This is a genomic window from Nitrosopumilus adriaticus (genome assembly GCF_000956175.1).
In the GTDB taxonomy this organism is placed as follows: domain Archaea; phylum Thermoproteota; class Nitrososphaeria; order Nitrososphaerales; family Nitrosopumilaceae; genus Nitrosopumilus; species Nitrosopumilus adriaticus.
Genome location: NZ_CP011070.1, coordinates 1,442,725 through 1,456,514, shown reverse-complemented (window position 1 = coordinate 1,456,514; position 13,790 = coordinate 1,442,725). Strand labels below are relative to the sequence as shown.

21 protein-coding genes are annotated in these 13,790 nt (G+C 34.9%); 6 read left to right on the top strand and 15 right to left on the bottom strand.

The features are described from left to right. Positions 1 to 34: 34 nt before the first annotated feature. Positions 35 to 790 carry a hypothetical protein gene (locus NADRNF5_RS10765; RefSeq protein WP_052661919.1) on the bottom strand — a complete coding sequence of 252 codons (756 nt, stop codon included), beginning with the start codon at positions 788 to 790 and terminating at the stop codon, positions 35 to 37. Between the two features lie 125 nt (positions 791 to 915). Here NADRNF5_RS10765 and NADRNF5_RS10950 point away from each other — a divergent pair, with 125 nt between their 5' ends. Next, positions 916 to 1,092, top strand: coding sequence for a CDGSH iron-sulfur domain-containing protein (locus NADRNF5_RS10950; RefSeq protein ID WP_048117497.1), 177 nt, complete (start codon positions 916 to 918; stop codon positions 1,090 to 1,092). Positions 1,093 to 1,205: 113 nt separating this feature from the next. Continuing rightward, positions 1,206 to 1,634 carry a cupin domain-containing protein gene (locus NADRNF5_RS08650; RefSeq protein ID WP_048117494.1) on the top strand — a complete coding sequence of 143 codons (429 nt, stop codon included), beginning with the start codon at positions 1,206 to 1,208 and terminating at the stop codon, positions 1,632 to 1,634. Positions 1,635 to 1,636: 2 nt separating this feature from the next. On the opposite strand, the gene NADRNF5_RS08645 is transcribed toward NADRNF5_RS08650, so the two are convergent. The 9 genes from NADRNF5_RS08645 to NADRNF5_RS08605 all read right to left on the bottom strand — a co-directional run bounded on the left by NADRNF5_RS08645 (position 1,637) and on the right by NADRNF5_RS08605 (position 7,586). Continuing rightward, positions 1,637 to 1,867 (bottom strand): hypothetical protein, encoded by a 231-nt coding sequence (locus NADRNF5_RS08645; protein ID WP_048117491.1) that lies wholly within the window; start codon positions 1,865 to 1,867, stop codon positions 1,637 to 1,639. A gap of 144 nt (positions 1,868 to 2,011) precedes the next feature. Continuing rightward, positions 2,012 to 2,407 carry a VOC family protein gene (locus NADRNF5_RS08640; RefSeq protein WP_048117483.1) on the bottom strand — a complete coding sequence of 132 codons (396 nt, stop codon included), beginning with the start codon at positions 2,405 to 2,407 and terminating at the stop codon, positions 2,012 to 2,014. 43 nt (positions 2,408 to 2,450) lie between these two features. Continuing rightward, positions 2,451 to 3,119 (bottom strand): sensor histidine kinase, encoded by a 669-nt coding sequence (locus tag NADRNF5_RS10760; RefSeq protein WP_052661917.1) that lies wholly within the window; start codon positions 3,117 to 3,119, stop codon positions 2,451 to 2,453. Positions 3,120 to 3,199: 80 nt separating this feature from the next. Next, positions 3,200 to 3,847 (bottom strand): DM13 domain-containing protein, encoded by a 648-nt coding sequence (locus tag NADRNF5_RS08630; RefSeq protein ID WP_048117480.1) that lies wholly within the window; start codon positions 3,845 to 3,847, stop codon positions 3,200 to 3,202. Positions 3,848 to 3,896: 49 nt separating this feature from the next. After that, complete coding sequence (locus NADRNF5_RS10755) at positions 3,897 to 5,138, bottom strand: GAF domain-containing sensor histidine kinase (protein WP_052661915.1); 1,242 nt, start codon at positions 5,136 to 5,138, stop codon at positions 3,897 to 3,899. A gap of 78 nt (positions 5,139 to 5,216) precedes the next feature. Continuing rightward, positions 5,217 to 6,038: a mechanosensitive ion channel family protein gene (locus NADRNF5_RS08620; RefSeq protein WP_048117478.1), complete on the bottom strand. Its 822-nt coding sequence runs from the start codon at positions 6,036 to 6,038 to the stop codon at positions 5,217 to 5,219. After that, positions 6,039 to 6,812: a DUF432 domain-containing protein gene (locus NADRNF5_RS08615; protein ID WP_052661914.1), complete on the bottom strand. Its 774-nt coding sequence runs from the start codon at positions 6,810 to 6,812 to the stop codon at positions 6,039 to 6,041. It abuts the gene before it with no gap. Between the two features lie 115 nt (positions 6,813 to 6,927). Further along, on the bottom strand, positions 6,928 to 7,398 hold the full coding sequence (locus NADRNF5_RS08610) for a hypothetical protein (RefSeq protein WP_048117474.1): 471 nt from the start codon (positions 7,396 to 7,398) through the stop codon (positions 6,928 to 6,930). Then, a complete protein-coding gene (locus NADRNF5_RS08605; protein WP_148313090.1) occupies positions 7,395 to 7,586 on the bottom strand; it encodes a hypothetical protein in 192 nt (63 codons plus the stop codon). Before NADRNF5_RS08605 ends, NADRNF5_RS08610 begins: the two co-directional genes overlap by 4 nt. Positions 7,587 to 7,908: 322 nt before the next feature. Here NADRNF5_RS08605 and NADRNF5_RS08600 point away from each other — a divergent pair, with 322 nt between their 5' ends. Then, positions 7,909 to 8,766 carry a hypothetical protein gene (locus tag NADRNF5_RS08600; protein ID WP_048117468.1) on the top strand — a complete coding sequence of 286 codons (858 nt, stop codon included), beginning with the start codon at positions 7,909 to 7,911 and terminating at the stop codon, positions 8,764 to 8,766. Positions 8,767 to 8,770: 4 nt separating this feature from the next. Here the strand turns inward: NADRNF5_RS08600 and NADRNF5_RS08595 are convergent, their stop codons facing one another. The 5 genes from NADRNF5_RS08595 to NADRNF5_RS08575 form a co-directional block, all read right to left on the bottom strand. After that, entirely contained in the window at positions 8,771 to 9,133 is a 363-nt protein-coding gene (locus NADRNF5_RS08595; protein ID WP_160289404.1) for a response regulator, read from the bottom strand. 43 nt (positions 9,134 to 9,176) lie between these two features. Next, entirely contained in the window at positions 9,177 to 9,878 is a 702-nt protein-coding gene (locus NADRNF5_RS08590) for a sensor histidine kinase (RefSeq protein ID WP_052661912.1), read from the bottom strand. A 145-nt stretch (positions 9,879 to 10,023) separates the two neighbouring features. After that, positions 10,024 to 10,806 (bottom strand): hypothetical protein, encoded by a 783-nt coding sequence (locus NADRNF5_RS08585; protein WP_048117462.1) that lies wholly within the window; start codon positions 10,804 to 10,806, stop codon positions 10,024 to 10,026. Between the two features lie 69 nt (positions 10,807 to 10,875). Next, positions 10,876 to 11,742, bottom strand: a complete 867-nt coding sequence (locus NADRNF5_RS08580; protein ID WP_048117460.1) for a 50S ribosomal protein L10 — start codon at positions 11,740 to 11,742, stop codon at positions 10,876 to 10,878. Beyond that, on the bottom strand, positions 11,735 to 12,406 hold the full coding sequence (locus NADRNF5_RS08575) for a 50S ribosomal protein L1 (protein ID WP_237089253.1): 672 nt from the start codon (positions 12,404 to 12,406) through the stop codon (positions 11,735 to 11,737). The genes NADRNF5_RS08580 and NADRNF5_RS08575 overlap by 8 nt, the downstream gene beginning before the upstream one ends. Before the next feature lie 181 nt (positions 12,407 to 12,587). Here NADRNF5_RS08575 and NADRNF5_RS08570 point away from each other — a divergent pair, with 181 nt between their 5' ends. The 3 genes from NADRNF5_RS08570 (at position 12,588) to NADRNF5_RS08565 (ending at position 13,699) form a co-directional block, all read left to right on the top strand. After that, positions 12,588 to 13,025 (top strand): Lrp/AsnC family transcriptional regulator, encoded by a 438-nt coding sequence (locus NADRNF5_RS08570; protein ID WP_192828316.1) that lies wholly within the window; start codon positions 12,588 to 12,590, stop codon positions 13,023 to 13,025. A gap of 107 nt (positions 13,026 to 13,132) precedes the next feature. Continuing rightward, on the top strand, positions 13,133 to 13,291 hold the full coding sequence (locus tag NADRNF5_RS11440) for a hypothetical protein (protein ID WP_192828315.1): 159 nt from the start codon (positions 13,133 to 13,135) through the stop codon (positions 13,289 to 13,291). Beyond that, positions 13,292 to 13,699: a DUF6659 family protein gene (locus tag NADRNF5_RS08565; protein ID WP_237089252.1), complete on the top strand. Its 408-nt coding sequence runs from the start codon at positions 13,292 to 13,294 to the stop codon at positions 13,697 to 13,699. It abuts the gene before it with no gap. Positions 13,700 to 13,790: the final 91 nt, after the last annotated feature.

Genomic DNA, 13,790 nt, shown 5'->3' with positions numbered 1-13,790 from the left:
TTTTGTTGAATGTATTCAAAGAAAAAAATTTGTTTTAATCGTTATGTAATTCGTTTTTCTTTTTATTGAATTTGTTGTATCCCTCTTGGTTGTATCCTTCTTTGTCATAACCTATATGATCATATCCTAGTTTGTCATACCCGTTACTATCATACCCATTTTCATCAAACCCATCTAGATCAAAACCATTTTCATCGAATCCATTTTCATCATACCCGTTACTATCATACCCATTTTCATCATAACCATTTTTGTTAAACCCGTCTTTATTGTATCCTTTTTTGTCATACCCGTTACTATCATACCCATTTTCATCATAACCATTTTTGTTAAACCCATTTTTGTTAAACCCATTTTTGTCATAACCATTTTTGTTAAACCCATTTTCATCATAACCATTTTTGTTAAACCCGTCTTTATCAAAAGCAATTTTTGTATCGATGTGAATTCCATCTATGGAAAAACCCCGATTGTCATAACCGTCCTTGTCATAACCATTTTTGTCATAACCGTTTTTGTTAAACCCGTCTTTGTCGTAACCCTTGAAATCAAACCCATCTTCGTCATAACCGTCCTTGTATCCTTTTTTGTCATAACCGTTTTTGTCGTATCCCTTTTTGTTAAACCCATTTCTGTTGTATCCTTTTTTGTCATAACCATTTTTGTCGAATCCCTTTTTGTCATAACCATTTTTGTCGAATCCCTTTTTGTCATAACCATTTTTGTCATAACCATCCAAGTCATACCCATGCTTGTCAAACGTACGACTAAATCTATCTAACAAACCCATAACAAAAATTCATGAATTCAATTCAGATAAGCATTTTCACACATTTCTGCGTCTATTTCTTTCCCAAAATGAGAGTATGATCTCCGATAAGACAGTGTAATATATGATAAAAAACACATTGTGACATGGTCAAAGTAACAATCAAAGCTATTGAAAATGGTCCATTAATTGTAGAAACTGATGGAAAGAGATTATGTGCATTATGTAGATGTACTGCATCAGAAAACAAACCAAATTGTGATGGCTCACATGCAAAATCTGGTTTCAAAGCAGAAACATCAGAAATCAAAGTCTGTGATTAAATTTACAAGACATTTTTTCTTATCTCACACCTATCTGAATCTAATTTTATCTCCGAAACAGTAGATTAATCCACGTAAAATGAATTTTTATTTATGAATATGTTTTTCAAATTATGAAAAACCATCCTTTTGATTTTCATGGTTCACAATTTACCATCAAAGTTCTATCCTCTGAATCCAGTAACCGATACACGGTTTTAGATATTTTACATGCTCCGAACATTGGTCCTGCAGCACACCAACATCCTGCAGGTCCTGAAACCTTTCATATTGTTGAAGGTAATTATGAATTCTTTCTAAATGGAGAATCTATTGTGGCAAAAGCAGGTGATACTGTTTGTGTTCCTACCGGAGCACTACATAGATTTGTTACTGGTGAAAAAGGTGGACATGCAATTGTAATTAGTCCACCAAATCTAGAATTTTATTTTTGGGAGGTTAGCAAATTACTCTCAGAAAGGAAAGTTCCTTTTGAAGAAGAATCTGAGATTGGAAAAAAATACGGTCAGATTTTTTCAGATGGCTCCAAACATTGGGATTAATCTCAATATCCAAGTTCTAATCTAGCTGATTGAGTAAACTCTTCTAATAACGCATTACAGATTTCTACAGATTGAAATTCCATAAGACATTTTTCAAATTTATCTGAAACCATCTGATGGATTTTTTCAGTTTTCTCAAGGTCTACCTGTGGATTATGTATCAAGTATGTCCCATATGCTACAAATGATATGATTACTGCTAAACTTACAATGCTAATAGTTTGTATTCTCACTACATTCTGAATTTAGTATGAACATAAGAATATTGGAGTTTCCAAATTATACAAACAATGTTTGAGATATTTTCTGAATTCTACTCATAACTGGAACTTTTCTAGAGGAAACTTGCTCTACTGATCCAATTGAATTCAAATAATCTAGAGTCCACCGCCAGCTACTTCACTGAGTTCAATGTCATACCCGCTAGGATCTTTTATGTAAACCGACATTGACTTTTCAAACTCTACAGGACCGTCATAGAGAACTTCGACATCCAGTTCTTTGCATTTGTTCATTATATCATCAAAGTTTGCAACATGAAAACCAAAGTGAGCTATTCCTCCTGCAGGTGACATTTGAGGATCTTCATACAGGCATAGCTTGATAGAATCATTACCGATGATTTTTGATGGTACATCCAGCTTGTTTGGAGAGTTGTCATCCTTTCTAATCTCAAATCCAAAAAGTTTTTTGTAAAACTCTACAGTCTTTTCTAAATCCTTGACGCTCATATTCACATGATCCAATGATATTGCTTGGAGAAAATTATTCATACAATATCGCAGTGATTCTTGTATTAGTTTGTTTTATGATTGATTATTCGTAGACAGGTAATTGAATTGTAAATGTTGTGGGATTGTTCTTGGCAAAAATTGTGCCACCATGCATATCCACTATGGATTTTGCAAGTGATGTGCCTAGTCCTGTTCCAAACTTTTTGGTAGTTGTATGAGCTACGAAAAGTTGGTTAATCATCTCTTCAGGAATTCCATTTCCTGTATCTTCTAATTCTATTCTTACTTGTTTGTTTGACTCAAATGCTCTAATGGTAATTGTTCCTTTTTTATCCATGGCTTGAATTGAATTTCGAATTAAACTTGAAAATAGAGTGACTAGCTTCTTTTTAATCCCCTTTATTGCGTAATCGTGTCTTGGAAGTTTTATGAATATCTCTGAAGGGATGCTTACAGGAATGGACTGCTTTAGTATTTCAAATAATGAAACATAAGACATTTCATCAATGTGGCTATTTTGTGATTTTAAAATTGGTTTTTTAGTATCCTCAAAAAGGCGCTGCAAATTAATTATTGCCTCTTCAATTTTTTGAAAATTATCTAACATTTCTTGATTTACTACTGATTCAAGGGATTTTCTAGTCTTGAAATTTGTATTTTTTATTATGGCCACATTGTCTACTATTGATGAGAATTCCTCAGTATCTGATAGTTGAGCGAGAATTTGTTTTGCATCTCTTTTTGGAATCATAACGAAAAATCTGCATTATGTAACTATGAAGAGTTGTTAGTTCGTTTTAAAAAAACATGAATCCATTGTTCCCTGCTAGATTACTCTAATTCTGCACTGCCAAACAAAACACCGAATGCTTTGCACCAAATCAAGACTTTGTTGTATTTATCAAGATCAGTATCTTCTGGAATTTGATAATTTTGGTTTCCCTTGTTTGCCTTTAATTCTCCTAAATTGATAAACTCCGAAGCATTATCATCTGTTGCCAAGTAAACATAAAGATCCGGGCCATTTGTTGATTGGAAGTCCTCCAGTCTTAGTACATTACTTCCATCTTGTAATGGTATGGTGTATGCATCACCTTGTGCATCATGTATTCCATCACCAACTCCGACAAATTTTCCAGCATATGAAATTGGAATCGTTTCTTCCATCATAGTTTCTTCCATCATAGTTTCTTCCATCATAGTTTCTTCCATAGCTGATTCTTCCATCATAGTTTCTTCCATAGCTGATTCTTCCATCATAGTTTCTTCCATAGCTGATTCTTCCATCATAGTTTCTTCCATCATAGTTTCTTCCATAGCTGATTCTTCCATCATAGTTTCTTCCATAGCTGATTCAATAATGGCACCTGAGGGTATTGCCTCGTCTACTGTTGATTCAGTAAAGTATGGGGATATGGCATATGCTGATACGATTCCAACTATAATTATCGCAATAATTGGTATGATGGTTTTCTTCACGATTTAATCTGAAGGCTTTTTGTATAAAACAAATTATCCAAATTACATCCTAATGTTTTGGTAACTCAATTGTAAATGCAGTTGGGTTATTTGAAACAGAAATTTTACCGCCATGTTGTTCGATAATACTTTTGCAAATTCCCAAACCCAAGCCTGTTCCATCTTGTTTTGTGGTGTATAGATATTCAAAGATTTTAGGCATCACTTCATCTGGAATTCCAGGTCCTGAATCTTCAAATGTAATACTAGTTTTTTCAGGATACTCTGATATGCGAATAAGGATTTCTCCAGAACCATTTATTGCTTGAATGCCATTAATGATTAAATTTGAAAATACAGCTTGAATTTTCCTAGCATCTCCAAAAATCTGAACATCATTTTCTGGTAACGAAATTGCAATGTTTTCAGGAATTACAATGTTTGAGATACAATTTTCTAATAGATTTTTTGATGAATTAGTCTCTTGATTTAGCTGTGATGTTTTTACAAATTCTAGCACATCTTCTATAATTCGATTAATTTCTAGTATGGAACTCTGTAAATTACCGCAACGTTTCTTCATGTTTTCATCCATGTGTTTTTCAAGTTCCTGTCTTAATAATTCTGAACTAATCTGTATTACTTGTAATGGATTCCTTAGATCATGAGCAAGACGGCTTGACATTGAAGCAACAGTTGTAACTCTGTCTTGTTTTAGAATCTGATTTGTTTTTTCTTTGATTTTTAATTCTAAATTTTTATTTTGATCTAAAAGCTCTTGTTGAACTTTTACTAGGTTCTCAGTTGTATTTTTTAATGACTTTGTAAGAATTGAGGTTTTGAATTCATTTTCTACCCAATTTGCCAAATCAGTTAATACACTTTTATCAGCTTTGGAAAAAACTCGAGGTTTTTTATCAATAATGCATAACGTTCCTAACATCCTATTGTCTTGTCCTCTAATTGGCTTTCCTGCGTAAAATCGAATAAATGGATCTCCTGTTACCAGAGGATTATCTGAAAAACGGTTATCCGTTGTTGCATCCTCGATTGTCATTATATCCTCATTCAAAATTGCATGACTGCAAAAAGACATGCTTCTTGGAGTTTCTCTGGCAGAAAGACCTGCACATGATTTGAACCACTGTCTATTAGAGTCAACTAAACTCACAAGCGCTATTGGAACATCAAACATGATTTGTGCAATTTTTGTAATCCTATCAAATCTCTCTTCAGGTGGAGTGTCTAGTATTTCCAATTCATGTAATGCTTGAATCCTATTTTTTTCCTCTAAGCTGTGTTCTACTTCCACACAAATATGATTTACTTGAATGTAAAATATCTATTCATTTAAAATCCAAAATAATAGTATTGAGTGATTTTTGTAATCCTATCTCTGAGATTCTTTTCCTTCCCATACCACTCTTTGTGGGAATGGAATCTCGATGCCTTCTTCATCTAATGCATTTTTAATAACTTTGAGCAAGTTGGGCATAACTTCAAGCAGATCATCTCGGGGATACCATACGCGAATCAGAATGTTTACGCTGTTATCGCCAAGCTCTGATATGGAAAATTGTGGTTCAGGCTCCATTAGTGAGTAGACTACGTTTTTTTCAATTGCATTTTTAATTACTTTGATTGCCTTGTCGATATTCTCTCCGTAACCAATGCCAACTGTGACTTCACTTCTTCTTACTTCTGATAAATTAAAAGAACGAAGATTTGATGTAAACATTTTTTCATTCGGAATTCTAACAACTGTTCCATCAAATTGTTGAATTTTAGACGAGAATGTGTTAATATCAATTAGTTTACCTGTTACATTAGAGTCAATTACATCTACAGTGTCTCCTTGTTTTACGGGCTTTTCAATTAGCAGGAATACTCCTGATATCATGTTTGATACTACTGACTGTGCTGCAAAACCAATTACGATTCCCATGAATCCTGCTCCTACAACTAGCCCGCCAAGATCAATTCCTTGGCTTGCAGTTGCAGCCATCAAGAAGATGACAATTATTCCATAGTAGATTAACTTGTTCATAGTTTTTACAGTGTGAACTGGCATGTTTGGCGCAAATTTTTTGTTGAATATCATACGAACTATTCTTGCAACAATTACTCCGACAAAAACTACAATTCCAGTAATTAGCAAACTCCAAATGGTAACGCCCTCCATCAGCTGAGTATCTAAAATTTCTAAAACCATCTAATCAAACCCCTTTTCCATCGTAAATGATTTGTTTTCCTTGCTGCTAGAATATGTTACTAGTTTCAAATCGTTGTCTTTTTTGGTATGCTCTTCTCTATTAATCTCAATTACTTCATTATTTGTTACTGATTTTATCACTCCTTTAATGTCATCAATGTGAACTTCAGAAGACTTTTCTGCATAGTAAATTGTATGCTCTGCTATTGGAAATACTAATTTCTTTACAAATACTCCATGGTCTAGTTCGTTGTTCAAAGTAACTCTCATTTTAGCAAAGACATAGGGATCAGAGTCCGTCTCCTCTAGTAGTTTGACTTTGGAGTACATGCAAAGATTTCCCTTCTCTGGGGTGCCATACAATGCAAATCTTGAGTGCATTGGCTCACATGTAAAACAATCAAAGAGCTCCTTTGAGCCATCACTTGAGTTAATTACAAAGACTCCAATCTCCATTGGAAATTGAATTACAAAGCTTGCAGTAGAGTTTTTTTCTAGAAAGATAGATTCTACCAAACGCAAAAAGATGAGATCGTGTGTTTTTTTAGCAGGAAGATGAAGTGGCAAGACTGGACACAGTTCTAGTGAAACATTTTTGCTCGAATTGGGAAATGATTTTCTAACTTCAGCACCTTCGGCATTCTTTCGATAATATGATAATGTATCATTGGATTTTCTTTCTATCTTGATTTCTGTTTTTGGCAGGCTTAATTCTAATTTGTCTGAGACATCATACTTGCCATATCCTGAATAATTGCCTTTTTCGGTACTCATTGCTTAATTCAACAATATCCCGTTTCTACCAGTAATAATACTATTGGAGTAAAATACGTATTTGACAGCATATTTGAAATTAAAATTAAAAAAAATAAAAAAAGATGGAGATAATCTAGATTGATTCTAGATTACCTGTTGGTGTGTTAATCACCTTGAAGATTTTGACATTATAGTCGCCTTCAAAAAAAGGAGTGATTTTACCATCATCTATTGACAGCAATCGGAACTTGTACTCAAAGGAATGATCGCCTTTCAAGTTAACCTGTGCAACATGAATAGGAACGGACTCATCGGATTTGAAAATTTGAATAATCACAGGATGTCCTTGCGAAGGGTCATTCACTTTGCCTTTGATTGTTCCCCAAGGAAGTGTATTTGTTTCAGGAATGTTCATGCTAAGAACAGTCTTTTCAAGACTTGTCTCATCATCAAGTTTTATCACTGAAGTTTGAGTTGGTTCTGCATTTGCCGAATCTGCAAACATTGTCAGTGAAAGACTCAACACCATTCCAAAAATACATGATGTTGCCAAACTTCTTGTCTTGCTCTTCCTTGGTATGCTTGGTGATGAAACTATGCTCATGCTGATGCTCCACACCTCACTTGATTGCCTCTTCTTGGTCTTTGATGTACAAACAAATTAAACTCATCGAGCATTATTTCATTCTCATATTGAGATTCAATGCTATCTGAGTTCTCGATTTGTTCTGCATGCATCAGCAGCGAAGATGAAAATCCACCTCTGGGGAAAATTTTGCTGGCAGGTCTCATTTTCTCACCTCCTCCATACATTTTTGGCTGTGCAATGCAACAAAATTGGTCGGAATCTTGTTACACACAATCCTGACATTTGGAAAAAAATACTGTGCTTGCATTTTAGAATCTCTCCTCAAACAATGCCCAGGAAAGCCCCATCAAATCCTCACTGGAGAAGGTAGGTGTCTTGGCTTGGTGCAAGGATTTTGACACTGCTTTTACAGGGATGCTTGCAACCTGAGTTTTTGAAGGCGAGTGTTGCCAGTTGTGTACGGTTTGCTGCTTCATGCAATACTTGAGGCTGAGTTATATATAACAAGAGATACCGGATTACGGTATGCCTTCCGAATCAGAATCCGTACTGGGCAACTTGCAAAACTACAAAATGTACTTGCGCCCAAACGCACATCTTCACTATGGAAAGCCAGGCGAAAAAAAATCAAATCTAACTAAACATCAACAAAACGTCCAATCACTTTTAAAAATAATGTCAAAAAATAAGCCACTTACAACTTGGGAGTTTGCAAAAATATCAATTCCAAATGACATGGCAAAATTGCGTGAACGTGAAAAAATTTACCGAAGACTGCTTGTTGGAAGAAAAGATAAAGGAAAACGCTCAGATGGAATTTTAAATTTGGGATTGGTAGTAAAAGATGGAAAGAGTCTCAAGACAGGTGTAGCTGACAAGTACAGATTATCATTGTATGGAGTTTTGTATTGCATTGATGTATTGGATTTTTCAAATAACGAAATTGACAAGCTTGCAGAAAAGTATTCTAATGTATTGCCAAAAGTTTTTGGAAAATGGGATTATCTAAAATCAAAAATTGGAAACAGGATTTACGGAATTAAATTATTGGCAAATGGATTGCTTGCAGACAACCCTCAGATTCAAGTACAACAGGGAATTCCATTTTATGAATTAATGTCATATCTGCACATCAAATTTCAGAGAAATTTTGAATCAATTTCAGAAGAGCAGCTCGCAGAACAAATCTCGTATTGGTTTTACATTAATTTGCTGTACAACCCAATTGGAAAAACTGAACCAAAAACTGACGGAATAAAAAATCTAGATGTTATTTTTGAAGAGGATGCTTTGCTTAAAAAATGGTTCTTGATTTTTTTTAGAAGTGCAACAAAATATTATCAGCAAAGATACACAATATTGAAAAAGTCTGATGCCAAATGAAATGCTAGTTTTTTGATTCAACCAGACTGTTTAGCTCATTAAGATCAAATGGTTTTGTCAGCAATCCGTACAATCCCGATTTTTTGGCCTTTGCAAATTCTTCATTATTGATTGCATACGCTGATGTGAATACTATCTTTGCATCAGGATGTTGTTTTTTTATTTTAAAAAATGCATCATAGCCGTTCATCACGGGCATCTTCAAATCCATTAGGACGATATCTGGGCTTGATTCTGAGTACTTTTTGATGGCCTCCTCGCCATTTTTAGCCGTAATTACGTCATAATTTTCATATTTTAGCATGTATTCTGTGGCCTCTAGGAACTGAATGTCGTCATCTACCAAAAGAATACTGGAATTTGTCAATTTTCTCTCCATTTTGTGTTGCCAGTCGATGTTATTTGAATGGTCATTTTGGGAGTTTTATTGAGAATCTTACAGGTTTTGTGCTTGCAGATATCTCTCCTTTGTGCTGCTCGATTATGTTTTTGCAACTAGAAAGACCAAGACCTGTTCCTTCCAGTTTGGTAGTGTATAGTGTATCGAAGACGCGTTTTAGATCTTTTGATGGGATGTTAGGACCTGAGTTCTCAAATTGAATTGTAGCATGGGTTTCGGTTTCATTGATAGTGATGGTGATCTCCCCTTTTGTTTTTCCTATTGACTGAACTGCATTTAGTATGATGTTTACAAATACAATGAGTATTTTTTCATGATCAAATTTTATGGTAACGTCATTTGTTGGAGTGTTTATTGTAATGTTTTCTGGTACAGTTAGTGTATCTATTGCTTCTTGAATTGTTTGATTAACTGAGTGTGGTTTTAGAATTAGCGGTGTTGTCCTGACATAGTTTAGAACCTCTTCGATTTGATGAGATATTCTTCTCACTGACAGATTTATTCTGTCAATCTCCCTTGATATGACTTCGTTTCCGTCCTTGTTTTCTTTTTGAATAATAACTCCTGCATTTTTTATTGTACCGAGGGGATTGCGTATGTCGTGTGCAATGTTTGATGATAGCTGCCCGATTACTGTTAGCTTTTCTTTCTTGAAGCTTTGAGAGCGTTTTACTAGTAATGCCAGCAGGACAACTATGGTAGATAGCAACAAAAAGATACTTTGAACCTGTGTGACGAAAATTATCTCATCAATCTCTTTGTTAATTGATTGCGTCGGTGTAACTACTGCAAATAAAAATTCAATCTTGTTATTTATTGTAACAGGAATTCCGGTGCTTATTCTTTCTCCTATATCATCATCTAGTGAAAAAAATTGCAGTAGATATGTTGCCTTCAGAAATTAGTTGTATGTGCGCATTTAACACAGGATCATCGGCATATTTTGGCGCATATTCTAAGGACCTCTCTTCAAAATTTTCATTGTTTGGATAGATTAATCGCACATGATTTTCATCAGTTACAGTCAAAAATTGAGATTCTACATCGTAAATGTTTCCGTGTCTCTTGAAAAACTCACTTGATGCAAATGTTACTAGCAGTGTCCCTGTCTGCTCTTTTGCCTCATTGAATATTGGATAAGTTATGGCAATTTCTGGTTCATCAAAAAGCAGTGTGTTAATTGATAAAATCTTGGGATCAGTATCTAGGCTATTTGTTTCTAAATCAATTAATTCTGATAGGCCCTTTACTTTGGCACCAACAAATGACTCGTGATTCTTGCTTGCTTGTGAAAGCACAATAAACTCTTCATCAAGGGCGAGAATTTGCGCAGTAGGTGAGATTGAGTTTATTCGCAAAAATGTTCCTGCAATCATTTTACTTGATTCTGCCGTTCCAGTATCTTCTTGTATTTGGCTAGTTTCTGACAAATTTTTTAATTCAAATATTATTAGATCCATCTCTGAACTGATGTTTTTTGCAATTGATTTTGCAATGACTTCTTGAATTTCAATTTGGTTTTCAGTTATTGATGTCTTGATGTTTTGCTCTTCAATGCTGTAAATCTGAATGGTGGCAATTACTAGTGAAATGATTACAGCAAAGATGATTCCATACCATGCCAGTTCTTTATTCTTCATTATTGACATCTCCGATTGATTTTACCAAAACTGATTCGTGTCTGAATTAAAAACTAAAACTAATTAGGTTTATGCTGGAGTGTAATCTTTTGCTTGGCCTGCAACTGCTTTTGCTTGTGCGTCTGCTTTTTGCAAGATTTGCTCCTTTGTCTCGTCTGTCATGAATCCTGATTCTATTGACAATGAGCGAGCATGCTGTGATGCTTTGCTGAGAATCTGTGAGATGTTCTCTGCAGTAATGTATGCTGCCTCGATTGATAGTGAGACTGCTTCTTGGTATGCTTGTCCAAACTCTGCTCTTATCTTCTCGACATCAATTACCATGTCGTCTGCTGCATATACGCTGCCCTCTTCAAGTGCTGTGAATAGTGAAATTCCAGCCTCTACTGGCTTGATATCTAATTTACCTAAAATTGATGCTAGTTTTTCATTGATGGCCTCTCCTTTGAGAACTGGTGTGCTGTCTTTTGCAATCCAAATTGTTCCTTGATCAATCTTTGTTGGGATTCCAGCTTCCTTGAATTCTGTAAGCATTGGGCCTGGTGCAATTCCTGTGTTCTTTGCAGGAACTACAATGTCGATACTTGCAATGTCGCCACCTCTGGCTGCCATCATTATTTTGTTTTTAGCTAAAAGTACATTGAGTTTGAATGGTGACATGTTTGTAAACAAGAACATGCATTGGCCTTCAAGTTGGTCTGCAATCGCTTTGATTCCTGGAATGTCAAGTGAATTGAGTGCTTTTTGTGCAACTTTGTCTTTGATTGCAACAAACTCTACATCGTCTTTGAGAACTTTTCTTAATGGTAAAATCTGTGTTGAACGTACTTTGTTTAATTTGATAACTGATACTACTTTGTATTTTTTTGGTAACTCTTGTAGTTGCTGATACATCTGAGTTTTTCTTTTAGGATAAGTAGTTCTATTCTCATGCAAATTTCTTTCTGACCTCTTGAACTTGTTTTATTGGCTTTCCCATTGTGGTTTTGATCATGACTCTTCTCATGTTCTTCTCGCCGTTTGGTAATTTCTTTTCAATTGCATTAAGAACAGTGTGTGCATTGATTGCTAAATCTGCATCCTCCATTGTCTCATCTCCAATTTTACATGAAACAGATAGTGATGCTCTTGTTCTAACTTTAATTGATGATCTAAATCTTGACAAAAATGAATCAATTGGTGCATCAAAAGGAACCGGTGTTGGCATCTTTCCTCTAGGACCTAATAGCTGACCCAAAGTTTTACCGACTGTTGGCATTACTTTCGTATCTGCCAAAAAGAAATCATATTTGTTGATGAATTTTCTAGACTCTCTTTTGTTTGCTCCAAATTTGTCCAACTCCTCTGTCCCAATTACAGAGTCTGCCTTTGCTTCTTTTGCTTTCTGGCCCATCTCACCTGTTGCCATGACGCAAACTGTAGCTGGTGAACTGGTCTTTGGAAGCTGAACTACCTCGTTTAGTGCAAATCCCTTCTTTACATCAATATCTTTAAAATTAACAATAAGCTCAATTGACTGCGTAAACTTTTTCTTTTTGGTGGCAGCCTTTGCCTTTTTGATCAAATCAACTAACTGAGACTCTGTAATCATTACGACCATTTTCAAAAAAGCCTACTTAAAATCGTTTAGGGATTGATGTTTTTAGATATCGAAATTTTTAGAAAAATTACAGATTTTCAATTAAATCTTGTAAATCTGGCTGAATTATTTGTAAAAACCTACATATATTAAATCAGAAAATGTTTTTTCGAATACGTTGCATCGCTTTGACGAACTGGATATGAAATTACTATTTGAATTGACCATGGATGGATCTATTTCTGTCCCTACACTGTCAAAAAAACTAGGAATTAACGCATCAGTTCTGTATAGTCGAATAAAGAGACTGATGAAGAAAAAACTAATCAAAAAATTCACAGTCGAAATTGATGATTCTCTTTTGGGAATCGGTGTAAAGGCATCAGTTGGAATAAATCGAGATCCAAAACACAAAGACGAAATTCACAAAACATTCATGGGTATTCCTGAAGTTGTATCGATCTCAGAAGTTACTGGCAGGTTCGATATTATCATTCAAGTATATGCAAAAGATCTTGAGGCCCTTCATAGTATAGTTATTGAAAAGATAGGCAAAGTTCCAGGCGTTCAAAACTCTGAGACTTTTGTGGAACTGCAAAAAACTGACAAGGATCCTGTGTATCTTACTCAGACAATTTAGAAATTCAATCATCTCTAATTATCAATTAAAAAAATTCATATTTTTAGAACAAAGGCATGCCGCAACACAACAATCAATCCAATATAATACTCAAACCAAAAGATTGCATGTCAACTATATTGATTCACAAGCAATCTGAAACAAATCAGATTCAGAAAACTCCAAAAATCAAATACACAGACCCTGCAATTGAGAATGCCTCTCAATTCCATTGGGAAGATGTTGCAGGTTTGTCCTGGACTCTACTAGATGAGGAGGATTTCTAAATGGAAGTAAAGCAAATGTGTCTATATGATGAAATCTGCAAAAAAATGTCCAATCTACCTGGAATTAATTTTGCAGTGATGATTAATAATCGTGGACGAAAGATTTCTGAATGCAAATCTCGGTCAATTCCTTTAGAGACTGATGAAAAAAAACTAGAGATGCTGTTTATGGAGACCACACTTGACATGTCAATGAGAAAAGAATTTGACAATTCATTTGGAAAGATATCTGCCATTGTTTCCTTTAGGGAAAACACTACAATGATTACAATTCCACACCAAGAGGATTTGATGCTGCTATCAGTAGAGCCTGGATTTGATCACAACAAAATAGTTCAAACTGCATACGGATATCTTACGACAAGACTACAAGAAAAGTCATTAATTGAGATTCCACAGGTGGCATAACTGCCTGCAAATTGGATGTGTGGAATTGCCTGATGAATCATGCAGAAAATGTGGGGGATTGCTCTTTGATTATTCCTTGTGTGGGAAATGC